Annotated in this window: 34 protein-coding genes and 2 pseudogenes; all 36 read right to left on the bottom strand. The window is 27.9% G+C overall.

The features are described 5' to 3' along the window. A pseudogene (locus tag KQ877_RS03445) lies at window positions 1–180 on the bottom strand (hypothetical protein); the annotation flags it as partial. A 1-nt stretch (window position 181) separates the two neighbouring features. Next, window positions 182–2,713, bottom strand: a complete 2,532-nt coding sequence (locus KQ877_RS04310) for a type I restriction-modification system subunit M (protein ID WP_216536035.1) — start codon at window positions 2,711–2,713, stop codon at window positions 182–184. Between the two features lie 134 nt (window positions 2,714–2,847). Beyond that, the gene (gene ftsZ / locus KQ877_RS03435; RefSeq protein ID WP_216536034.1) at window positions 2,848–3,990 is read right to left on the bottom strand and encodes a cell division protein FtsZ; all 1,143 of its coding nucleotides are present in this window, start codon (window positions 3,988–3,990) and stop codon (window positions 2,848–2,850) included. Between the two features lie 8 nt (window positions 3,991–3,998). After that, a complete protein-coding gene (locus KQ877_RS03430) occupies window positions 3,999–5,198 on the bottom strand; it encodes a hypothetical protein (RefSeq protein WP_216489299.1) in 1,200 nt (399 codons plus the stop codon). A gap of 10 nt (window positions 5,199–5,208) precedes the next feature. Continuing rightward, on the bottom strand, window positions 5,209–6,099 hold the full coding sequence (gene rsmH / locus KQ877_RS03425) for a 16S rRNA (cytosine(1402)-N(4))-methyltransferase RsmH (RefSeq protein WP_373422497.1): 891 nt from the start codon (window positions 6,097–6,099) through the stop codon (window positions 5,209–5,211). A 5-nt stretch (window positions 6,100–6,104) separates the two neighbouring features. Next, the gene (mraZ, locus tag KQ877_RS03420) at window positions 6,105–6,545 is read right to left on the bottom strand and encodes a division/cell wall cluster transcriptional repressor MraZ (protein WP_216489297.1); all 441 of its coding nucleotides are present in this window, start codon (window positions 6,543–6,545) and stop codon (window positions 6,105–6,107) included. Window positions 6,546–6,677: 132 nt separating this feature from the next. After that, a complete protein-coding gene (gene rpmF, locus KQ877_RS03415) occupies window positions 6,678–6,872 on the bottom strand; it encodes a 50S ribosomal protein L32 (RefSeq protein WP_216489295.1) in 195 nt (64 codons plus the stop codon). Window positions 6,873–6,928: 56 nt separating this feature from the next. Then, window positions 6,929–7,291 (bottom strand): 50S ribosomal protein L17, encoded by a 363-nt coding sequence (gene rplQ / locus KQ877_RS03410; protein ID WP_216489293.1) that lies wholly within the window; start codon window positions 7,289–7,291, stop codon window positions 6,929–6,931. Beyond that, window positions 7,291–8,289 carry a DNA-directed RNA polymerase subunit alpha gene (locus KQ877_RS03405; protein WP_216489291.1) on the bottom strand — a complete coding sequence of 333 codons (999 nt, stop codon included), beginning with the start codon at window positions 8,287–8,289 and terminating at the stop codon, window positions 7,291–7,293. The genes rplQ and KQ877_RS03405 overlap by 1 nt, the downstream gene beginning before the upstream one ends. A gap of 13 nt (window positions 8,290–8,302) precedes the next feature. Then, entirely contained in the window at window positions 8,303–8,677 is a 375-nt protein-coding gene (rpsK, locus tag KQ877_RS03400) for a 30S ribosomal protein S11 (protein WP_216489289.1), read from the bottom strand. A gap of 2 nt (window positions 8,678–8,679) precedes the next feature. Next, entirely contained in the window at window positions 8,680–9,048 is a 369-nt protein-coding gene (gene rpsM, locus KQ877_RS03395; protein WP_216489286.1) for a 30S ribosomal protein S13, read from the bottom strand. A gap of 6 nt (window positions 9,049–9,054) precedes the next feature. Beyond that, window positions 9,055–9,168: a 50S ribosomal protein L36 gene (rpmJ, locus tag KQ877_RS03390; protein ID WP_169605176.1), complete on the bottom strand. Its 114-nt coding sequence runs from the start codon at window positions 9,166–9,168 to the stop codon at window positions 9,055–9,057. 14 nt (window positions 9,169–9,182) lie between these two features. Continuing rightward, the gene (gene infA / locus KQ877_RS03385) at window positions 9,183–9,398 is read right to left on the bottom strand and encodes a translation initiation factor IF-1 (RefSeq protein ID WP_216489284.1); all 216 of its coding nucleotides are present in this window, start codon (window positions 9,396–9,398) and stop codon (window positions 9,183–9,185) included. Beyond that, the gene (gene map, locus KQ877_RS03380; protein ID WP_216536033.1) at window positions 9,398–10,153 is read right to left on the bottom strand and encodes a type I methionyl aminopeptidase; all 756 of its coding nucleotides are present in this window, start codon (window positions 10,151–10,153) and stop codon (window positions 9,398–9,400) included. Before map ends, infA begins: the two co-directional genes overlap by 1 nt. Beyond that, window positions 10,140–10,820, bottom strand: coding sequence for an adenylate kinase (locus KQ877_RS03375; RefSeq protein WP_216489280.1), 681 nt, complete (start codon window positions 10,818–10,820; stop codon window positions 10,140–10,142). Before KQ877_RS03375 ends, map begins: the two co-directional genes overlap by 14 nt. Further along, on the bottom strand, window positions 10,814–12,250 hold the full coding sequence (gene secY, locus KQ877_RS03370; RefSeq protein WP_216489278.1) for a preprotein translocase subunit SecY: 1,437 nt from the start codon (window positions 12,248–12,250) through the stop codon (window positions 10,814–10,816). Before secY ends, KQ877_RS03375 begins: the two co-directional genes overlap by 7 nt. After that, the gene (rplO, locus tag KQ877_RS03365; RefSeq protein ID WP_216489276.1) at window positions 12,250–12,693 is read right to left on the bottom strand and encodes a 50S ribosomal protein L15; all 444 of its coding nucleotides are present in this window, start codon (window positions 12,691–12,693) and stop codon (window positions 12,250–12,252) included. Before rplO ends, secY begins: the two co-directional genes overlap by 1 nt. Window positions 12,694–12,709: 16 nt before the next feature. After that, on the bottom strand, window positions 12,710–13,393 hold the full coding sequence (rpsE, locus tag KQ877_RS03360; RefSeq protein ID WP_216489274.1) for a 30S ribosomal protein S5: 684 nt from the start codon (window positions 13,391–13,393) through the stop codon (window positions 12,710–12,712). Continuing rightward, window positions 13,393–13,740 (bottom strand): 50S ribosomal protein L18, encoded by a 348-nt coding sequence (gene rplR / locus KQ877_RS03355; RefSeq protein ID WP_216489272.1) that lies wholly within the window; start codon window positions 13,738–13,740, stop codon window positions 13,393–13,395. The genes rpsE and rplR overlap by 1 nt, the downstream gene beginning before the upstream one ends. Window positions 13,741–13,761: 21 nt before the next feature. Next, on the bottom strand, window positions 13,762–14,301 hold the full coding sequence (rplF, locus tag KQ877_RS03350; protein WP_216489270.1) for a 50S ribosomal protein L6: 540 nt from the start codon (window positions 14,299–14,301) through the stop codon (window positions 13,762–13,764). Between the two features lies 1 nt (window position 14,302). Then, the gene (rpsH, locus tag KQ877_RS03345; RefSeq protein WP_444875231.1) at window positions 14,303–14,704 is read right to left on the bottom strand and encodes a 30S ribosomal protein S8; all 402 of its coding nucleotides are present in this window, start codon (window positions 14,702–14,704) and stop codon (window positions 14,303–14,305) included. A gap of 8 nt (window positions 14,705–14,712) precedes the next feature. After that, complete coding sequence (locus KQ877_RS03340) at window positions 14,713–14,898, bottom strand: type Z 30S ribosomal protein S14 (protein ID WP_216489265.1); 186 nt, start codon at window positions 14,896–14,898, stop codon at window positions 14,713–14,715. Window positions 14,899–14,904: 6 nt separating this feature from the next. Next, window positions 14,905–15,453 (bottom strand): 50S ribosomal protein L5, encoded by a 549-nt coding sequence (gene rplE, locus KQ877_RS03335; protein ID WP_373422496.1) that lies wholly within the window; start codon window positions 15,451–15,453, stop codon window positions 14,905–14,907. A gap of 15 nt (window positions 15,454–15,468) precedes the next feature. Then, window positions 15,469–15,801, bottom strand: coding sequence for a 50S ribosomal protein L24 (gene rplX / locus KQ877_RS03330; protein WP_216489261.1), 333 nt, complete (start codon window positions 15,799–15,801; stop codon window positions 15,469–15,471). Beyond that, entirely contained in the window at window positions 15,801–16,169 is a 369-nt protein-coding gene (rplN, locus tag KQ877_RS03325; protein ID WP_216489259.1) for a 50S ribosomal protein L14, read from the bottom strand. The genes rplX and rplN overlap by 1 nt, the downstream gene beginning before the upstream one ends. Before the next feature lie 3 nt (window positions 16,170–16,172). After that, entirely contained in the window at window positions 16,173–16,442 is a 270-nt protein-coding gene (gene rpsQ / locus KQ877_RS03320; protein WP_216489257.1) for a 30S ribosomal protein S17, read from the bottom strand. Continuing rightward, window positions 16,442–16,645 carry a 50S ribosomal protein L29 gene (rpmC, locus tag KQ877_RS03315; protein ID WP_216489256.1) on the bottom strand — a complete coding sequence of 68 codons (204 nt, stop codon included), beginning with the start codon at window positions 16,643–16,645 and terminating at the stop codon, window positions 16,442–16,444. Before rpmC ends, rpsQ begins: the two co-directional genes overlap by 1 nt. Beyond that, on the bottom strand, window positions 16,645–17,067 hold the full coding sequence (rplP, locus tag KQ877_RS03310; RefSeq protein ID WP_216489255.1) for a 50S ribosomal protein L16: 423 nt from the start codon (window positions 17,065–17,067) through the stop codon (window positions 16,645–16,647). Before rplP ends, rpmC begins: the two co-directional genes overlap by 1 nt. Beyond that, a complete protein-coding gene (rpsC, locus tag KQ877_RS03305) occupies window positions 17,045–17,719 on the bottom strand; it encodes a 30S ribosomal protein S3 (protein WP_216536031.1) in 675 nt (224 codons plus the stop codon). The genes rplP and rpsC overlap by 23 nt, the downstream gene beginning before the upstream one ends. Window positions 17,720–17,729: 10 nt before the next feature. Continuing rightward, window positions 17,730–18,068 carry a 50S ribosomal protein L22 gene (rplV, locus tag KQ877_RS03300; RefSeq protein WP_216489253.1) on the bottom strand — a complete coding sequence of 113 codons (339 nt, stop codon included), beginning with the start codon at window positions 18,066–18,068 and terminating at the stop codon, window positions 17,730–17,732. Continuing rightward, window positions 18,068–18,346 (bottom strand): 30S ribosomal protein S19, encoded by a 279-nt coding sequence (gene rpsS / locus KQ877_RS03295; protein ID WP_171112548.1) that lies wholly within the window; start codon window positions 18,344–18,346, stop codon window positions 18,068–18,070. The genes rplV and rpsS overlap by 1 nt, the downstream gene beginning before the upstream one ends. Next, window positions 18,346–19,191 (bottom strand): 50S ribosomal protein L2, encoded by an 846-nt coding sequence (rplB, locus tag KQ877_RS03290; protein WP_216489252.1) that lies wholly within the window; start codon window positions 19,189–19,191, stop codon window positions 18,346–18,348. Before rplB ends, rpsS begins: the two co-directional genes overlap by 1 nt. A 78-nt stretch (window positions 19,192–19,269) precedes the next feature. Continuing rightward, on the bottom strand, window positions 19,270–19,674 hold the full coding sequence (gene rplW, locus KQ877_RS03285) for a 50S ribosomal protein L23 (protein WP_216489251.1): 405 nt from the start codon (window positions 19,672–19,674) through the stop codon (window positions 19,270–19,272). Continuing rightward, entirely contained in the window at window positions 19,674–20,447 is a 774-nt protein-coding gene (rplD, locus tag KQ877_RS03280) for a 50S ribosomal protein L4 (RefSeq protein ID WP_216489250.1), read from the bottom strand. Before rplD ends, rplW begins: the two co-directional genes overlap by 1 nt. Window positions 20,448–20,590: 143 nt before the next feature. Beyond that, window positions 20,591–21,268, bottom strand: a pseudogene (gene rplC, locus KQ877_RS03275) (50S ribosomal protein L3); the annotation flags it as partial. Window positions 21,269–21,340: 72 nt separating this feature from the next. Next, a complete protein-coding gene (gene rpsJ / locus KQ877_RS03270) occupies window positions 21,341–21,649 on the bottom strand; it encodes a 30S ribosomal protein S10 (protein WP_246529895.1) in 309 nt (102 codons plus the stop codon). Window positions 21,650–22,346 lie beyond the last annotated feature (697 nt).

Here is a 22,346-nt window from a genome sequence, read left to right as displayed (position 1 = left end):
TATAGTTTTCGACGAAAACACAGGGTACTTATATTTTTCAGATGGAAATTCTTTTAATTTATTAGTGTTTAAAACTTGTCCTCTTGTAATTTTAAATAGATTTTTCACCTTGTCTTGAAACCAAACGTTAGTGAATTCTTTAAATCTTATTGAAGGCACTAAACTTTTTTTATCATCCATTTTATTTGCCTTCTAATAATTTTATTAATTCTTCTATTGCTAGCGCATCAGATTCATTTTCAGCTTTTAATTCTTTTAATAGAGAACTTAATTCTTTTTCATTCTCTTTAATTTGAGCATCTAAATCTGACATTGTTTCGTTGTATTTATCGTATAAATTTTTAAGATTTGAAATAAATTCATTTAAAATTTCATCTACTTTATTTGAAATTTTAGTAAATGAAGTTTCTGTTCATTTAACATATAGTAAATTTAAAAATTCTTCATTTGTTAAGTTTTGAATTTTTTCGTTTAAGTTGTTTGTAATTTCGTTTGTTAAAGTATCGATTGTTGTTTTAATTTTTTTAGCTTGAGCATCTAACGCTTTTATTTCTTTATTTATTTTACTGATATCTTCATCTGAATCATTTTCAGTTTTGCTATCTTTAAGTTCTGAAATTTCTGAAGCTAATTCTTCTTTTTGTGCATTTAATTCCTCTATTTCTTGTTGTTTGTCTAAAAAGAATTGATTTATTAAAAATTCTTTTTTAAGAATGGTTTTGTTTTCATCTTTTTTAGATTTTTTTTCAATATCTTCAAAGATTTCATCTTGATTATTTTTTGCAAAGTTGTCAGTTACATTAAACTCTGAAAGAATTTGTACATCATCTAAAACGGTATCATTTATTTGATGAATAATTTGGTATAGTTCATATTTATCAATTAAATCCAGGTGATTGTAACTTCTAAAAAATAAATCATCAAATTCTTTTTGGAACTTGAATTTTTCTACAGTTGCAAATGTATGTAAATTACTAAATCTAGATTTAATAAATTCTTTTAAGTTTGATAAATTATCATTAAAATCATTTAAATAATTTTTAACTTCTTCATCTTCTAATATTAAACTATCTAATGAATCAACATCTTTAAAGATACTGTAATTTTTATGTTCTAAATCTTGATTGAAGATTTTGTTTTTTAAATTAGGAAAAATATTTCAAAATTGAGAAAATTCATCAATTTCTTTTTGTGGTATTTTTGCATTTAAAGAAGCAAATAAATCAAATTCTTTTGGTGTTTCAAAGTTTTCTATATATCTTGAAATATTTAAATTATAATCATTAGCTTCGATTTCTTCTAAACTAACAACTCTAGAAAAGTTTTCAATATTAGTTTTGTTTATAATTGCATGTGAAATCTTTTTAATGTGTGAAACATTGAATTTTTTAAATTTATCTTTCTTTTCATATAGTTGTGAAGCATCGATGAATTGAATTGAACCATCTGTTTCTTTTTGATCTTTTTTAAGAATCATAATAATTGTTGAAATATTGGTATTAAAAAACATGTTATCAGGTAAACCAATAATGGTATCAATTGCATGATTTTTAATTAATTGTTCACGAATGCTTTTTTCACTATTTCCTCTAAATAATACTCCATGAGGTAAAACAATGGCCATAATTCCATCTGTATCTAAATGGTGATATGAATGTAATAAAAACGCAAAATCAGCTTTAGATTTAGGTGCTAAACCATAGTTTATAAAACGAGGATCATTAGCTGCATTTTCTGGATCTCAGTTTAGAGAATAAGGTGGATTTGAAATAACTGCATCTAATTTTTGTGATGTATTCATATCAGTTATTTTATCTTTTATAAATGGTCAATCTCTTTTTAAAGTATCTCCCATGCTTACATGAATTTTACTAGGTTCAATTCCTGACATTAGTAGATTCATTCTTGTAGTTGTATATGCTTCTTGTAATACGTCTTGTGCATAATATGTGATGTTGTTTTCATTTCCAGTCATTTTTTGGTAAGTTTTACCAATATTTAAAAGTAATGAACCTGAACCTGAAGTAGGGTCATAAATTGAAATTTCTTTACGATCTTTTAAATGATTTGAAATTATTTCAGACATTAAATCAGATACTTCATGCGGTGTATAATATTGACCATCTTCTTTTGCTGATGTACTTGCAAATTTTCCAATGAAATATTCATAAATATAACCTAATAAATCATAATCTTGTTTTCCTGTGGGGATTTCATCGATTTTTTTTATCAATTGTTTTAAATTATTTTCGGTTGCACGTTTATCGCTTACTGTTGTTTGTTCATAATTATCTTTTAATGGTTTTAAAATTCCATCATACAATTGAATGAAATTATCATCTTGTGTATCTTGTACACTTTTGTCAAATGAAGCTAATGCAGAATTAAAAAGATCTATTGAAAGTTTTTCATCTTCACTTGAATTATTAATTCAAGTATGAAATAAAAATTTATAAGGTATATAATAACCTTTTTCATCTAAAATTAGTTTTTGAATATTTTCATCTGGAGAATTGTCAAATTCTTTTATTTCTTCATATGTTATGCCTTCATTTTCTCAAAATCAATCAATAATTGTTTGTGAAAGAAATTTATAAAATATTAAACTCAAAATTATATCTTTATATTTTTTTGAATCAAAATTTTTTCTTAATTCATTAGCTGAATCTCATAATTTACTAGCTAATTGAGTGGGTGTCATTTTGTTTGCCATAAAACTCCTTTATAATATAAAATTATATATAAATATTCAAAAAATCAAAATACAAAGCAAATAAAAAATCCCGAGAAAATCTCGGGAATTATAATTGGTTTTTTATGTTTCTTAAAAACTTCTAAGACATCGTTTTATTTAAAGAAATCAAATAAACCTTTGTTATTTTCAGAATTATTTTCATTTTCTAGAGTGATATCTTCTTCATCATTTTCGATGCTTTTATTATGTGAAGATTCTAATGATTTTTCCATTTGTTGATTAACTTCTTGTCTTATTGCTTGAGTATCTTTTTTAAATTCTTCTTTGATTCCAGCAGCTATAATAGTTACAACAAGACTATCATCTTGTTCTTTATTTTCACTTTCGATTTTATTATATCCAAATATCATATCAACTTCTTTATTCATGATTTTATTCATGAATTGTGATACATCACTAATATCTTTTAGTGTTGCATTATTTCCCACAGAAATATGAACTATGCATTGTGTTGCACCCATAATATTTGATTCAATAATAGGGCTCTTTAAAGCATGTGAAACAGCTTTTTCAGCTTTATCTTTTCCGGTTGCTTTTCCAATTCCAACTACTAACTCACCTGGATTTTTCTTAATTAAATTTTGTAAATCAGCAAAATCTAAATTGATATATGAAGGTAATACAGTAATATCAATAATAGATCTAATTAATTGTTTTAAGGTTATATTTGAATATTTTCAACTTTCATCTATTGGTAATTCACCAAATGCATTTAGAAGTTTTTCATTACTTACTATAATATATGCATCAACTTCTTTTTTTAGTTTTTCTAACCCTTGTATTGCGACTTCTGTTCTTTTTCTACCTTCAAAAATGAAAGGCATTGTTACAACCGCTATTGTTAATGAACTGTTTTCTTTAGCTATTTTGGCAATTTCTGGTGAAGCACCTGTTCCAGTTCCCCCACCCATACCAGCAGCTATTATTACAAGTTCTGTATTTTTTAAACGATCTTTTATATCATTACGTGCATCGATTGCTGCTTGTTTTCCCATTTCAGGGTCAGCTCCTGCTCCACGTCCATGTTCATCACCTATTTGTAGGCAAATTTCTTTGTTAGGAAATTCTTTTAAGGCTTGTTTATCAGTATTAACTGCAACAAATTCAACCCCAGGTAGTTGCACATCCATTAAACTTTTTAATGAATTATTTCCAGCTCCACCTACTCCAACTATTTTTATAGAAGCAGTGGCTTCGATGGTTTCTGATAATTTATTTGATTGTGATGTTTCCATTTTTTCTCCTACACAGTGAATATTCTTTTAATAAAATTTTTAATGATCGTTTGTTTTTTAAATTTAATATTTTCAATAGTTTGAGTATTAATTGTATATGTATTGGTAATGTCTTGATCAGAGATATTTAAGTTTAAATAATTAATTAAAACTAAGTTATTGAAATTTTTATATTTATAAATAGGTAGTTTATAATCTTGAATTAATTCTACTTTATTATCGGGATTTAATAAAGATAGTACTTGTTGTGAAGTTGTTTGACTTAGAATTTTAGATTCTAAAATAACAAGTTTTGTATTTGAAAAGTCTAAAATATTCGATAAATTTAACATACAAGTTATTTTTAAAGAAATTTTTTTATAAAATTCTTTTATAAATTTATCAATAACTTGTAGGGTTTTATCTTTTCTAAATAGAAAAGGTAATTGTAAATCATTTTCTAAATGATTGTAATTTGCAATTAAACATTGTGCTTCATAAGAAGTTATATTTAATTCATTTGCTAATTTTGAAATTAAAATATTTGTTCCAAAGTTAAGTGTTATTTTTTCTTGAATAGCTTTGTTTTTTACAGAAGATAATAAAACATTATCTTCTGAAATATTTATAAGAATTTTTTGATCTTGATTTTTTAGATTAGAAACATAAAGAGTTTCTAGTTGTGGACCAATAATCATTTTTTCTATATTTAAAGATAATTTTTTAGCTAGATTTTGCGCATTTTTATACGCGTTTTGTTTAATAAAATATCTAGTTACAGTTGCTTTTAAAGATTTTATTTCCTGTGAAAGTATCAATTTTAAATCTTTTGTTTGCAATATGCTATTGTCTTTTTTTATTGCTTGAATATCATTTACTTGATAACAAGCTAAAAAATCGATTGTGTCTTGCTTAAGGTGATTTATTATTGAATTTAAATCAATTTTGCTAAAATCAATGAATTTATTATTTAAATTTAAAGCATACTTATTTGTATAAAAATAATTAGGATCATTTATTAAATAAATTATATTTTTAACATTACCACCGGTAATATTTTGAATTTCTTCAATATAGTCTTTAAATGTCTTAATTATTTTTTCATGTTCTTGATTTTTATTAATGGAATGAGATAGTATTATTGCAAAATCACCATTTATACTTTCAAAAGCACAAATAGTAAATTTTGCGAAATTTTCTTTTATAACAACAATTACTTTTCTTTCCATCTTAATTCCATTAATCTATTAATTTTTGAAGTGTTCTTAGTATTGCACTTCTTGAACGATAATTATCGTCTTTTTCTTGATCAGAAACAATGATTTTTTTCATCTTATAATTTTCTTGCATTTGAATAGGCAATTTATAAGTTGAAACTTCCAATTTTAAAGAGTTAAAAAATGTTTTAATCACTTTATCTTCAATAGAATGAAAACTTATTATGGCTAAAATACCATTTTTATTTAGCATTTTTTCCACTTTGGATAACATAATTTTAAGTGATTCAAGTTCTCCGTTAACTTCTATTCTTATTGCTTGAAAAACTGCTTTTAAAGGATTTTTTTGTCTTAATAAATAAGCTGGATAAGCATTTTTTATTATATTTGATAATTGCAAAGTTGTATCTATAGGTCTATTATCACAAATGGCTTTCGCAACTTTTCATGCAAGCTTTACATCAGCGTTATTTTGTAATAAATGTTTTAAAGTTTGTTCTTCGTAATTATTAACAATATAATGTGCATCTAATTCTTGTTCTTTATCCATTCTCATATCTAAACGAGAATCTTTTGAATAACTAAATCCTCTTGTGAAATCATCTAGTTGCGGACTAGATACACCTAAATCTGCTAAAATACCATCTACTTTTAAAATATTTAATTTTGCTAATTCTTCATCAAAATTTCTAAAATCTGATTTGATCAACGTAAAATTTGGTGATATTTTTTCAAGTAAAGGTTTTGATTCATCTATTGCTTGTTGATCTTTATCAAAACAATAAAGATGTCCTGTTGACAGTTTTTTTAATATTTCTTGACTATGTCCTGCGCGTCCTAATGTTAAATCAACGTATATACCGTCTTCTTTTATATCTAAAGCATCAATGCTTTTTTTAAGAAGAACTGGAATGTGTTTTATAACTTAGCTCCACTTTCAAAAAGTAGTTGCGCTAGATTGTCAAATTCTTGTGTTTCATCGATTGATTTTATATCTTGATCATATATTTCTTTTGCAAATATTTCAGATACATTACCAACTCCAATGAAAATAATATCTTTTTTGATAGCAGCGCGTTCAAGGAATCTTGTAGGAATTACAAAGCGACCACTTTTATCCAATTTTATTTCTTCTGTATTTGAAAGAATAAAACGGTTAAATTGACGCATGTTTTTATCTAACATGTTATTTTCTGTTAGCTTTTTGGTTAATTTATTAAATTCTTCTTGACTTCTTAAGGTAAGAGAATTATCTAAACCAAAAGTAATGAAAAAATTATTACCTAATTCTTCACGGAATTTAACCGGAACAACTATGCGGTTTTTTTCATCTAAAGTACGCTCGTAATTTCCATACATTCCCACTTCTCCCCACTATCACCTAAATTATACAAAATTTAAAATTTTATTTGCACATTTTTTGTGTTATTTTTATAATTGCAAAAAAATATATAAAAAAGCACCAGAATTTTCTGGTGCTTAATTTTTGGATTATTTATCTTGTTTAGCTTTGAAACCTTCAACTTTTTTACCATTGTAAAAACCACAGTTTTCACAAATTCTGTGTGGTAAAACTACTTGACCACAATTTGAACATGAATTAAATGTATTTTTTGTTAAAGCATGATGTGAACGACGTAAATGTTTACGTTGTTTTGATGTTTTTCTCTTTGGAACTATAGCCATAATATTTCTCCTTAATAATTAGTAGTAATTTAAAATTAGTTTATAAATTATAAATATTAAACTAATTGTAAAATTGCCATTTCAGATCCATCACCTTGACGGAATCCTTTTTTAATTATTCTGCAGTATCCACCGTTACGATCTTTATAACGAGGTCCTAAAACATCAAATACATATTGAACTGCGTCTTTATCTGCTGTTGCTTGAATATTTCTTAAATAACTTGCAACTTGACGACGAGAAGCTAAAGTATTTTTCTTAGCTTTTGTAATCATTTTATCAACTTTACGACGTAGTTGTTTTGCTCTTGCTAATGTAGTTTCAACTTTACCTTTAACTAAAACATCGGTTACTAAAGAACGTTCCACATGGTTTCTTCACTCTGAATTACGTCTGTATAATTGCACAGGATTTGCCATTATTCGTCTCCTTTATTTAAATTTTCTCTGAAAGTATTAATTTTCTTAACTATATCATCAACTGATTTTTTACCTAAGTTTTTAATGTTAGATAATTCATCTTCAGTTAAATTTAATAGATCATCAACCTTATAGTATCCTGCACGATGTAATGCATTTTTTGATCTAATAGTTAGACCTAATTTTTCAATATCCATTGAACGCATTTCATTATTTTCTTTTTCTTGTGCAACATCTTCAAATAGTCTAATTTCTTGAATATTATCAACATTTCCAATAATTTGTAAATGAGCAATTAATATTTGTGATGCTTGTGATAATGCCTCAGCTGCTGCTATTGTCCCATCAACAGCAACATGTAAAATTAATTCTTCTTCAATAATTGTACTTGAACTATTTAATTCTTGTACTTCGTAACTAATTTTTTTAACAGGGCTAAAATCACTATCAACTGTTAAAATTTGTCCATTTGTTATTTTACTGTCTAATTTTGATCCTAATGCTGCAACAACTTTTTTGTTTTCTTCAAAATCAACATATCCTCTACCGCTTTTTATAAATAGATCAACTTGTAATTGTCCACCTTCTTCAATTTCAGCGATATATAAATCTGTATTTACGATTTCTAATGCATCGGTTTGAATATCTCCAGCGTAAATTATTTTTTTACCTGAAAAATTAAATGAAACTTTAACTACTGTGTTAGGTTCTTCAAAAAGTTCTTTATTATATTTAAAACGAATATGTCTTAAATTACCTAATAAAGTAACAATATCTTCTCTAAGTCCACTTAAAATTTCAAATTCGTGGTGAACATTTGCTATTTTTACTGCAAAAATAGAGCATGATGTGATTGATGATAATAATGTTCTACGTAATGCGGTTCCTAATGTATCAGCAAACCCTCTTGATAAAGGTTGTAATGAAAAAGTACTATCACATTCGTTAATTTTTTCAGTTGTTAATTCTGCGTAATGAATTTTGGTCATTTTTTCCATAATTAATTAAGTTCTACTTTCTTTTTAATATTTTTTTAGGTGGACGTGTACCATTGTGAGGAACAGGTGTAACATCTTTAATTTCTTTAATTAATAAACCTGAAGCTTCAATTTGTTTTCTAGCTGTTGATTTACCAGCACCAACACCTTTAACAAGTATCTTAACTTCTTTTAATCCAAATTCTAATGCTTTTTCTAAAGCTGCTTGAGCAGCTAATCCAGCTGCATAAGGTGTTTTTTTCTTTGTACCTTTATAACCAATTGCTCCTGAAGATGATCAAGCAAAAACATTTCCAGCTTCATCTGAGAATGAAACAATGGTATTTTGGTAAGTAGAATGGATATGTGCTATACCACTGGTAACAATTTTCTTTTGTTTTTTAGCCATTATTATTTACCTTTCTTACCTGCTACGGTTTTGCGAGGTCCCTTTCTTGTACGAGCATTTTTTTGTGTTGATTGCCCACGAACAGGTAATCCTTTACGGTGTCTTAAACCACGATATGATTTAATTTCCATTAAACGTTTAATGTTTAATTGGGTTTCACGACGTAAATCACCTTCTGTTAAGTATTTTTTAGCAATGTCACGAATTTTGGTTAATTGTTCTTCACTTAGATCTTTTACTCTAATATTTTCATCAATATTAGCTTCTTTTAAAATATCTTCTGATGTAGAACGACCGATTCCTAATATGTAAGTTAAAGAAATAACTACACGTTTATTGTTAGGAATTTCAACGTTTAAAACTCTAGCCATATTTTTTTATCCTTGTCTTTGTTTATGTTTTGGGTTAATACAAATAATACGATTTGTACCATTTCTTTTTATAACTTTGCAATCTTTGCAAATTCGTTTGATAGAAGCGCGAACTTTCATGCGATTTCCTTTCGTTATTTATGACGATAAACTATTCTTCCTTTTGATAAATCATAAGGACTCATTTCAACATCCACAGTATCACCATTAATTATTCTGATGTTGTGAAGCGCCATTTTACCACTTGTTGTTGCTTGGATTTCAATTCCGTTTTCAAGTTGTACAATGAAATTTTTTGTTGAATGAACTTTAGTTACTTTACCTGTCATTTTGATTGCATCTTTTGCCATTAAATATTATCTCCTGTTAAAATGATTGCTTTATCATTTTCAATAAGAATTGTTTGTTCATAATGGCTGGATTTCAATCCTGATGAACTTACTACTGTTCAGCCATCTTTTAAAACTTTTGTTTTGTAGGTTTTTTGTAAAATCATTGGTTCAATACAAATTACCATACCATTTCTTATTAAAGGTCCGGTATCTTTTTTTCCGTCATTATATACATAAGGATCTTCATGTAAAGAACGACCAATGCCATGACCTGTATATTCTAAAGGTGTATAATATCCTGCTTCTTTGATTACCTTACCAATTGCATGACTTATATCACCTATTCTTTTGCCGACTTTAACCTCTTTAAATCCGGCCATAAAAGCATCTTTTGCCACTTTTATTAAATTTAAATCTTCTACACTAGGATTATCTCCTACATATTTAGTAAAAGCACTATCTGAATACATTCCATTTCAAATTGCACCCATATCAACTTTTACTAAATCACCATCTTTTAAGATTCTATCACTAGGAATTCCATGGATTAATTCTTCATTTACACTAATACATAAAGTATGTTTAAATCCATATTGTCCTAAAAAAGCAGGCTTTGCATTTCTTTTCTTAATTTCTTTAAAAGCGATGCTATCTATTTCTTTTAAAGAAACACCTGGTCTTATGAAGTTTCATAAGATGGTTTTTACTTCTGCCAGGATAGCACAAGATTTTTTGATGTCTTTTATTTCTTGAGGGTTTTTAATTAAAATCATTTTGTATTGATTCTATTAGTTTATTTTTAATATCTAAATAAACATCTTCTATATCTTGATTTGCATTGATTTCAATCAAATTACCTTTTTGTTTATAGGTATCAATCAATGGTTTTGTTTGTTGTGTAAAGACATCTAATCTTTTTAAAATAACATCGGGTTGATCATCTTTTCTTTGTATTAAAGGATTTTTACATTCATCACATATATTTTCTACCTGAGGTTTTTTAGAAATTAAGTGATATGTTGCGCCACAATTTTGACAAATTCTTCGATTTGTTAATCTCTCTAAAATCACGTCTTGTTCAATATTTAATAAAATAACATAATCTATTTTAGTAAATTCAAGTGATTCTAAAAAATTTACTTGTGCTAATGTTCGTGGATAACCATCTAAAATGAAATGTTTATTAAGAGATGTTAGTTTATTTAATTTTGCCTTAATAATTTCATTTACGATATCATCGCTTACATAATCACCACGACTCATAATAGCTTGCGCTTCTAATCCAAGTTTGGTTTGATTTCTAATTTCTTCTCTTAGTATCTCACCAGTTGAAACTTGAATAAATTCATCATTTAATACTAGTTGATTTGCTACAGTACCTTTTCCAGCACCAGGTGCTCCTAAAAATATTAAATTTAGATCTTTATATGTTTTTATCATAATAAATCACCTTCTTCTCCATTTTCAAGACTATGTAGAATTTTTTTACGTTTTCTTGATAACTCTTGGGTTTTGTAACGGGCTTGAACTTGTTGTAATGTTTCAATTGTAACTGAAACCAAAATCATTAACCCTGTTCCCCCAAAAGCTATATTAGCTGGTAGGTGTAGCATTTCTTCTACATAACGCATCGCACCAATAATAATTAAATATATACTTGAAAAATAACTTAAATTTAAAATTTTTGTAATTAAGTAATCTTCAGTTTGTTCACCTGGTCTAATACCAGGAATAAATGTTGAGCTTTTTGCAAAGTCTTCTGAAATTTTATCTATTTTTGATTGTTGTAACCCCATTAGCAAAGTAAATGCAAATGTAATTACAATAAATAGAAAGAAACCAACAGGTTGTGTCATTTGAAAATTAGTATAAATTCAATTGTAATATGAACTTGTAGCAGGATTAAATAATCCAGCAATCATTGTTGGTAGACTTAGTACCATCAATGAGAAAATTACCGACATAATACCTGCAGGGTTTGCTTTTAATGGTAAATAAGATAATTCTTTTTCATTTTTAGAAAGACCAGCTCCTACTTGTTGAATAGGGATGTGTCTTTCTGCTAAGTAGAAATACCCTACAACAAATATAACTAAACTATATGAAATTAAATAAACACTAAAGTTAATTAATTCTTTAAATACTAATGATTCTGTTTTTGAACTTGTTACAAGAAATTCAAAAGCATTTTTAAATGTTGGAATTAAATTGGAAGCAATACCTGCAAATATTATTAAACTAGTTCCATTTCCAACACCTTTATTTGTTATTAACTCACCTAAAAATAATGCAAACAAGCTTCCAGCTATTAAAATTAAAGGTAAGATGAAATAAGCATAAGTATTTGTATCTAATTCACTAATAATTCTGATCCCAAACCCTGTTTTGGGGTTTTTTAAGGCTTTTGTTAACACAATTGCTTGAATAATTGCAAATATTAAGGTTGCGAATCTTGTAATTATATTAATTTTGATTCGTCCTTGGGGACCGGATTGACTTAGTCTATATATTGGTGGAAATATTTTAGTTTGTAAAATCATCATAATTAAACTAGCGGTAATAAATGGACTAATTCCTAGAGCTACAACACTAAAATTTCTAAGCCCTCCACCACCTACTAAATTTAAGATTCCTAAAAAATCTCCTCCATTTAATTTATCTTGATTTACTAAATGGATACCAGGAATAGTAATTGTTCCTGCTGCTACAAAGATAGTTAATAAGAATATAGTAAAAATTACTTTTTTTATTAAATCATGATTTTTTCAAAAATCATTATAACTATTCTTAAATTTAACAAACCTAGAATCAAAACTTAATTTTTTTAGTTTTTGAGACTGAGTTTTTTGATCTTTGGTAGTTTTGTTCATTATTCAACCTCGATTTTTCCTCCAGCTTTAACAATTGCGTCTTCGGCTGTTTTAGAAATTTTATCAATATCTGTTAAAACTAGTGGTTTTGTAATTTCTCCACGTCCTAAAATTTTAACAGGTTGATCATAATGTTTAATTAAACCTTTATTAAATAAAGTTTCGAAACTTACTGTTTCATTTTTTTCAAATTTAATTTCTAGTTGATCTAAATTAACAACTTGAAATTCAATATGATTTACATTTTTAAATCCTCTTTTTGGTAAACGTCTGAATCATGGGTTTTGTCCCCCTTCAAATCCTAGACGTACATTGTTACGTTTTGTTTGTCCACTTTGTCCTCTACCAGCTTGTTTCCCTTTACCAGCAGCATGCCCTCTACCTACACGGTGTTTATCTTTTCTTGCGCCTTCTGTATATTTAAGATTATTTAATTTTTGCATTTTTACTCCTTAAATACTATAAATCACTTACTTTAATATCTCTTAATTCAGCAATTTCTTTAGCTGTTTTTAAGTTTTTTAAGGCTTTAATTGTTGCATAAACAATATTTTGTTTATTTCTTGAACCGTAAGTTTTTGTAGAGATGTCTGTATATCCCGCTAATTCTACAACGCTACGCACTGTATTTGAAGCAATGATTCCAGCCCCTTTACGTGCAGGACGTAGTTGAACTTTAGAAGCTAAAAACTTAGCTTGCATTTCATGAGGAATTGTTCCATTAACAATAGGAACTTCAAAAATGTTTTTATGTGCATCTTTAACTGCTTTTTTAATTGCATCTTGAACTTCGTTTGCTTTACCGTGTCCAAATCCAATTTTTCCTTTTTTGTTACCAACTGATACATAAGCTGAAAAACTAAAACGTCTTCCCCCTTTAACAACAACAGTAACACGAGCTATATTAACAACTTTTTCTTCAAATTCTGAATTTACAGCGTTAAATTCTCTAGGTCTTCTTGTTGATCTTCTTGCATCTTTATCTTGTTTATTAAAACGAGAATTTGGTCTTTTTTCACGTCTAAATTCTGTTTTTTCTTGATCATTTTCTTTTGCTTTAAAATTGTTTTTGTGTGTGTTTTTAACTACTTTTGTTGTTTCTTCGTTTGTTAAAACTTGAGTTTCTTCTAAATTATTTGTCATTAGAAATTAATCCCTTCTTCACGTAGTGTTTCAGCAAATGCTGCCACTTTACCATGATAAATATATCCTGAACGATCAAAAACAATTTTTGTAACATTTTTGTTTTTTAATTTTGTTGCAAAATCTTTTGCTACAGTTTTGACTGCTTCAATATTATTAGTTGTAAGAGATAATGCTTTTGTTGATGAAGCTGCTAAAGTTGTATGTGTTTCGTCATTTATTAATTGTGCATAAAAATTGTGTAGTGATTTAAATACAGTTACACGTGGAACATCAGCTGTACCTTGTAAATGCATTCTAATTTTCATGTGTTTTGTAACACGTCTATCTTTTCTTGATTTTTGCATAATATTTTACCTTTCTGCTTATTATTTAGAAGCAGTTTTCCCTTCTTTACGACGAATTTTTTCACCTTTATACATAATTCCTTTTCCTGAATAAGGACTTGGACGACGAATATCTCTTAATATTGCTGCGAATTGACCAACAGCTTGTTTATCAATTCCTGAAATAGTAATGTAAGTTGGTTTTACAACTTTAACATCTAAGTTTTCAGGTATATCAACTAATACTGGGTGACTATATCCCGCAATAACTTCGATTTGATTTCCCTTTTGAGTTGCTTTGTATCCAACCCCGATAATTTCGATTTCTTTTGTAAATCCTTCACTAACACCTTTTAACATTGATGCTAGTAAAGAGTTTGTGGTTCCGTGTAATTGTTTAGTATGTTTTTCTTCATTTTTACGTTGAGTTGTTACAGTATTATTTTCAACTAAAACGCTGATTAATGGATTAAATGTATATTCTAATGTTCCTTTAGGTCCTTTTACTTGTGCTGTGTTATTTGTGATAGTAATTTCAACATTAGCAGGTATTTCTAAAATTCTTTTTCCTACTCTAGACATATTATCAAATGAAGGCGATTACTTCTCCACCTACATTTTCCTTTCTAGCTTCTTTATCGGTTAATAAACCTTTTGATGTTGAAATAATTGCAGTTCCATATCCACTTAAAACTCTTGGAAGTGTTTTAGCACTTGCATAAACTTTAAGTCCTGGTTTTGAAACTTTTTTAAGTCCATTAATAACACTTTGTGAACCTGTAAAACCTTTATATTTTAATGATACAACAATATGTTTGTGGTTATCTTGCATTGTTTCTTTGAAATCAACAATGTATCCTTCACGTTTAAAAATTTCTAAAATAGCTACTTTTTTAAGTGAATGAGGAACAATAACATCTCTCATTTTACGAGCTCTTGCATTGTTAATTCTTACAAACATATCTGCTATTGGATCAGTTATAATTGCCATAATTATCAACTCGCTTTCTTAATTCCTGGTAATTTACCTTCGTGTGCTAAATTTCTAAAGCAAATACGGCAAATTTTATATTTTCTTAATACTGCATGTGGACGTCCACATAATTCACAACGTGTATATGCTCTTGTTGAGAATTTTGGTGTTTTATGTGATTTAACGATTAATGATTTTTTAGCCATTATTTATTATTCTCCTTTACCAAAAGGCATACCTAAACTTTTTAGAAGTGCATATGCTTCTTCATTTGTTTTTGCACTTGTTACAATGATTACGTCTAAACCTTTTAACTTTCTTACTTTATCGAAACTAATTTCTGGGAAAATGATTTCTTCTTTTATTCCTATTGCGTAGTTTCCTCTACCGTCAAAACTTTTTGGATTAACTCCACGGAAGTCTCTTACACGAGGTAATGCAACTTCTAATAATTTTGTTAAAAATGATCACATTTTTTCTCTACGTAAAGTAACTTTTGAACCCATCGGCATTCCTTCACGTAATTTTCAACTTGCTAATGATTTTTTAGCAACTGTTTGTGTTGGTTTTTGTCCTGATATTAACATTAATTCATTATTAACTTCTTCGATTGCTTTTGAATTAGTAACTTCGTTTCCTGCTGTCATATTTAATACTATTTTTTCGATGTGTGGTATTTGCATTGAACTTTTGTAATTAAATTTTTCTTGAAGTTCTTTTCTAGTTACTTCTAAATATTTTTGTTGTAATTTATTCATGATACTTCCTTAATTTAATTAAAATGTTTTATTTGTTTTTTTAACAACTCTTTGTTTTTTGTTGTTTTTGTCAATGCTAAATCCTACTCTTGAATATGTAGCAGGTGTTGAAGCTGTACCTTTTTTCACTAAAATAGCAACGTTTGAGATATGAATTGGGAATTCTTTAATTTCAATTCCACCGTCTTGATTTTGTTGATTTGGTTTGATGTGTTTTGTTTTTTTGTTTACGTCTTTTAATGTTACTAAATTATTTTTTGGATCTAAAGCTAAAACAGTAGAAACTTTACCTTTATAAGCACCACTTATAACAACTACTGTATCGTTTTTACGAATTTTTTGACTAGCCATTATAATACCTCCGGAGCTAAAGAAACGATTTTTAGATAACCTTTATCACGTAATTCACGTGCTACAGGCCCAAATACCCGTGTTCCTCTTGGTGTTTTATCATCTTTTATAATTACTACAGCATTATCATCGAAACGAATATATGTTCCATTTGATCTTTGTAGACCATAACGAGTTCTAACAACAACAGCTTTAACAATTTGTCCTTCTTTAACCATTCCATTAGGAATTGCTTTTTTAACTGAACAAATTACGATATCTCCAATATTAGAAAACTTTTTAACAGATCCACCTAGGTTACGAATAATTCCTACTTCTTTTGCTCCTGAGTTATCAGCAACATTAGCTCTTGATAATTCTTGTATCATAGATTATTCATCTCCTTCTTGTGATTGTTCTAAAACTTCAACTAATCTAAAGTGCTTTGTTTTTGAAAGTGGACGAGTTTCTTGAATTTTTACAATATCGTTTAATTTAGCTTGATTGTTTTCGTCGTGAACTGCAAAACGTTTTGATTTTTTGAAACGTTTGTTATATTTAGGGTGTTTAATATATGTTTCAACTAAAACGATAACTGTTTTATCATTTTTATTTGAAACAACTTTTCCTGATAATACCTTACGGTTATTTGTTCTTTCCATTATTTTGTTTCTCCTGATGACATTTTTTCATTTAATGCTGTTAAAACACGAGCAATATCTCTTTTGATATCTTTAATTTTGTGGTTTTGTTCTAATTGTCCTGTTCTTGCTTTAAAACGTAATGTAAAAAGATTAGCTTTATAGTCAGTAACTAAATTATTTAATTCTTCAATACTTTTTGATTTAAGATCTTGGTATTTCATTAGTTAACTCCTTCTTCTTTTTTAATAATCTTTCATTTTACTGGTAGTTTGTGACCACCTAGACGTAATGCATCCATAGCAATAGCTTCGCTAACACCTTTAACTTCAAACATCATTGTGTCAACTTTTACTACTGATACTCATTCTTCTGGGCTACCTTTACCTGAACCCATACGAACTCCAATAGGTTTAGATGTTTTTGACATATGTGGGAAAATTCTGATAAATACTTGTCCTTCACGTCCCATACGACGAGTAATAGCGATACGGGCTGCTTCGATTTGTCTTGCAGTTACTCAAGCACTTGTTTTTGCTTGAAGTCCAAATTCTCCAAATGAAACTTTATTTCCACGTCCTGCTTTTATTTTGTCGTGACGAATTCTAAACATTTTACGGTGTTTAGTTCTTTTTGGTTGTAACATCTTTATCTCCTTGTAATTGTTTTTCTCCCAATGATACTCAAACTTTAATTCCTAGAGCTCCGTATGTTGTTCTTGCTGTTGCAGTTGCGTAGTCTACATCTTGACGTAAGGTATGAAGTTTCATTTCACCTTCATTATATCCTTCTTTACGTGCCATATCAACACCGTTTAAACGACCTGAAACTGCGGTTTTAATACCTTTAGCTCCAGCTTTCATAGCTAAACGAATAGCAAATTTTTGTGCTAATCTAAAGCTTCCACGGTTTTCTAATTTTTCTGCAATACCTTCAGCTAATAATTTTGCATTTAAATCAGGATTTTTTAATTCAACAACTTCAATGTTTAAATTAATTTTTCTATTACGAAGATATTTTTTTAATTTTAGTGTTAATTCTTTAACATTATCTCCGTTTGTTCCTAGAATAACTCCAGGTTTTGCTGTGTGAACTTTAACGATAACATGTTCTTTTTGATCTCTTAAAATTTGTACATTTCCGATTTGATAATTTCTAACTAATTTGTCAAAGAAACGGTAGATTTTTTGGTCTTCAATTAATTGATCTGCGTATTTTGCTTTATCTGAATATCAGTTTGTATTGTGGTCTTTAGAAATTCCGTATCTAAAACCATTTGGATTAACTTTTTGTCCCATAAATTTCTCCTTAGTTTCTTTCGCTTACTTCAATGTAGAAGTGACTTGTTCTTTTTAAAATTGGAAATGCTCTACCTTTTGAATGCGGTTGATAACGTTTTAATGTTGGTCCTTCATTTACTAGAATTTTTGAAATATATAATTTTTGTCCATCTAATCCATGGTTGTTTGTTGCATTAGCGATTGCACTTTTTAATAATTTTAAAATTATTTTTGTTGCTTTTTTGTTTGTTGTTTGTAATATAGAAATTGCTTCTTGAGTATTTTTGTTACGGATAAGGTCAGCTACTAATCTTGCTTTGTAAGCAGAAATTCTTTGAACTTTTACACTTGCTTTTGCGCTATTCATTATTTCTTCTTCCCTTTATCTGCACCATGTCCTGTATATGTACGGGTTGGTGAGAATTCTCCTAATCTGTGTCCTACCATATCGTTTGTAACAAATACATCATTAAAAATTTTACCATTGTGTACTTGGAATGTTAGTCCAATGAAATCTGGGAAAATTGTTGAACGACGACTTCAAGTTTTAATTGGTTTTTTAGGTGCTTTACCATCTAAAATAGCTTGAACTTTTTTCATTAAATGTTCATCTACAAATGGACCTTTTTTAAGTGATCTAGCCATTATTTATTCGCCTTTCTTCTTCTGATAATTAATTTATTTGATGATTTCTTAGTTGAACGTGTTTTAACTCCAAGAGCTTTTTTACCTCATGGTGTAAGTGGTGATTTACGTCCGATTGGTTGACGTCCTTCCCCTCCTCCATGTGGGTGATCGTTAGGGTTCATTGCTGACCCACGAACTGTTGGTCTAATTCCTAAGTGACGATTACGTCCAGCTTTTCCTATATTAACTAATGAGTGTTCTTCATTTCCTACAATACCAATTGTTGCTCTACATTCTGCTAATACTTTTCTTACTTCTCCACTTTTTAGTCTTAAAATTACATATCTTCCGTTTTCTTCTTTACCTAAAACTTGTGCACTTGTTCCTGCACTACGTGCAATAATTCCACCTTGTTTTGGTTGTAATTCTATATTGTGAACAAATGTTCCATCAGGAATGTTTTTTAATGCTAAAGAGTTACCTACTTTAATATCAACATTTTCTCCTGAAACAACAACATTACCTACATTTAATCCTTTTGGTGATAAAATGTAACGTTTTTCTCCATCTTTATATACTAATAATGAAATATTAGCACTACGGTTTGGATCATATTCTATTGTTTTTACAACAGCTTCGATGTTATCTTTATTACGTTTAAAATCAATTAAACGATATTTTCTTTTGTTTCCACCTCCATGGTGACGAGTGGTAATAATACCACTATGATTTCTACCAGCATGTTTTTTTAGTGGTACTAGTAGTGATTTTTCTGGTTTATGCCCACTTAAATTATTTTTATAATCTAAGCTTGACATATTACGTCTACCATTAGAAGTTGGCTTATAATGTTTTATAGCCATTATTACTCCTTGTACTTAAAAATATTGTTTTCTTTTAAGTTATATTAATTTTTATTAATTCTAATGTAACTAAAATAATTATTTATTGTCTTTTTCTTCAGTTACTTTTTTAATTTTAGCAGCAGCTTTTTTTTCTGCTTCTGATAATTCTTTTGTAGTTTCTTCTTTTGAAGCATTTACTTCTTTTTTATTTTCTTCTTCATTTGGGAAGAATGAAATACTATTTCCATCAACTAAATATACTAATGCTTTTTTATAAGCTTTTGTAAATCCTTGGAAACGACCAATTCTTTTTGGTTTTTTAGAAACTTTTATAATGTTTACTTTTTCAACTTTTACATTGAAAATAAATTCAACTGCTTTTCTTACTTCAACTTTATTTGTTCTTCTATCAACTGCAAATGTATAAACATTTTGTTCGTGCATTTGTTGATATGTTTTTTCAGTTAATACTGGATACTTAATAACTTCATTAATATTCATTATTTAACCAAACTTTCTAAGATTTTTAAATCTGTTTCACTAATTAATAAGCAATCTGTTGCTAATAATTCTTCAACTGATAAACTTGTTACTTTTAATGTTTTTACATTTTCTAAGTTTCTTGCACTTAAGAATACGTTTAAATCACTTGTTACAATTAAAACTTTATTATTATCTAATTTTAATTCTTTTAATTGTTGAGCTAATGTTGAAGTAGAAGGTTTTGCAAGTTTGAATTCATATTCAAATACTTGCTCAGCTTTTGCCAATTGACTTAGCGCACTTCTAATTGCTAAGCTTCTTACTTTTTTGTTAACTTTTAAAGAATAGTTTTTAGCAGTTGTTGGTCCAAAAGCTCTTCCTCCACCTACGAAGATTGGTGAACGTAATGAACCCGCTCTTGCTCTACCTGTTCCTTTTTGTTGTCATGGTTTTTTACCAGTTCCAGAAACTTGTCCTCTGTTTTTTACAGCGTGAGTTGAAAATCTACGACTTGCTCTATCACTTAATACAGTATCAAATATTGCTTGAGTGTGAACTGTTTCTAATCCAAATAATCTATCATTTAATATTTCTTTATTAAATTTTAAAGTTTTTGTTTCAACTGGTGTATTGGTTTTTTTAACAGCTACTGGAGTTTTTTTAACTTCAGTTGTTTTTTTAGTTGTACTTTTTGTTGTTGTAGTTTTTTTAGATGTTGTTGGTTTTTTAGTTGAAGAAGTAGTTTTAGTTGTTTTTTTAACAGTTTTTTTGGTTTCTTTAGTTTCTGCCATGATTAATTTTCTCCTTCTTCATTATTTTGTGCTTCAGCAGCTTTTTCTTCAGCTTCTTTTAATAATTGTTTCATTTCATTGATTGACATAGTTGTTGCAAGTTCAACACCATATTTTTTAGCTTGTTCAAATAGTTCATTTTTTTCTAAAGCTATTTTTAAATCAACTAATGTAATAGCTTCTTTAGCAGGTAACCCTTTAACGTTTTGTTTAATAGTTACAAAAGCTTTTTTAGGTCCAGGTATTGAACCTTTAACAATTAATAAGTTATTTTCAACATCAACATAAACAACTTCTAAGTTTTGAATTGTAGATTTAACAGCTCCTAAATGTCCTGGCATTGTCATACCTTTAACAACTTTATTCCCTGAAATATCCCCAATTGAACCTGTTTGACGAACTGGTTTAGATCCTCCACCACCACCATGTGATTTAGGTCCTATTTTTTGGTTGTGACGTTTAATAGTTCCAGCAAAACCTTTTCCTTTTGAAGTTGAAGTAACATCAACAATTTCTCCAGCTTCAAAAAGAGATGCGTCAATTGTTTGACCTAATTCATAACCTGTCATGTTACGAATTTCTTTTACGAAGCGCTTAGGTGTTGTGTTAGCTTGCTTGAATCTATTGATTTCAGGTTTTTTAATTCTTGATTGTTTTTTATCTTCTACAGCGATTTGAGTTGCAACATAACCATCATGATCAGCTGTAAGAACTTTAGTAACAACATTTGGTTTAACTTCAATTACTGTAACTGGAATTTGTTCACCCATGTTTGTGAATAATTGAGTCATTCCAACTTTTCTTCCTAAGATTCCTTTCATAATTTATCCTTTCGTTTTTTTTATAACTAAATATAGATTTTTATATATAAAAATAAAAAAATATAACTGTTTTTATTTAACAGTATTTATTGTAATTTGAACACCTGCAGGTAATTCAATACGTTTAAATTGATCTAGTAATTTTTCAGAAACGTTATCAATAATAATTAAACGTTTATGAGTTCTAGATTCAAATTGTTCACGAGATTTTTTATTAACGTGCACTGAACGTAGAATTGTGATAATTTCTCTTTTTGTAGGTAATGGAATAGGTCCACTAACTACTGCATCTTTATCAGTATTAGCTAAAGTTACAATTTTAACAGAAGCATTATCCACTAATGCATGTTCAAATGATTTTAGTTTAATATTTAATTTCATAATTTGTTCTCCTTGTCCATATTTTTGGATCAGATTCAACATAAATTGATTAATACACGAGAGAACAACTAAGCTCGGTGTATCATAACCTTATGTATCATAATCTAATAGTTGCTTTAATATTATAACAAAAAAATAAAAAAAATCAGTTTTTTTATCATTGTTTTTTAATAAGAAAAACTGAAAATTAAACTGATAATTATGAAAAGAATTAAACTAAATCATGTTAATATTTTGAAATGAAATTGACCATTTTTTCAATTTATATAATGATAAGTTGTACAAGCAAAAGTTGTTAAAATGCTGCTTATTGTTCAATAAGAAATAAATATACTAGATTGAAAATAATTTTTATCAGATAAATATTTCAAAAAAATAATAAGAATACTAAATAAAAAAATTATAGAAACATACAAAAAAAGAAATTGGAGAAATTTAATAATTTTATTTTTTAAATAATTCTGTTTAGTATTTATCCTTATTTGTTTCATAATTAAAATTATATCAAATTATTATGTTCTTATGTTTTTTTATAAAAAAGCAATAAAAAAACCACATAAGTGGCTAGATCTCTGAAAACTGAATAGAAAACTTGTACATTTACCAACATAAAATATAAACTATTAAACCATTGAATTTATTAGTACTGGTCAGCTGAATGTATTACTACACTTACACCTCCAGCCTATCAACCTCA

The sequence above is a fragment of the Mycoplasma zalophi genome, assembly GCF_018914005.1.
Lineage (GTDB): Bacteria > Bacillota_I > Bacilli_A > Mycoplasmatales > Metamycoplasmataceae > Metamycoplasma > Metamycoplasma zalophi_A.
The sequence above is the reverse complement of the archived record's forward strand: the minus strand, read 5'-3'. Positions and strand labels throughout refer to the sequence as shown.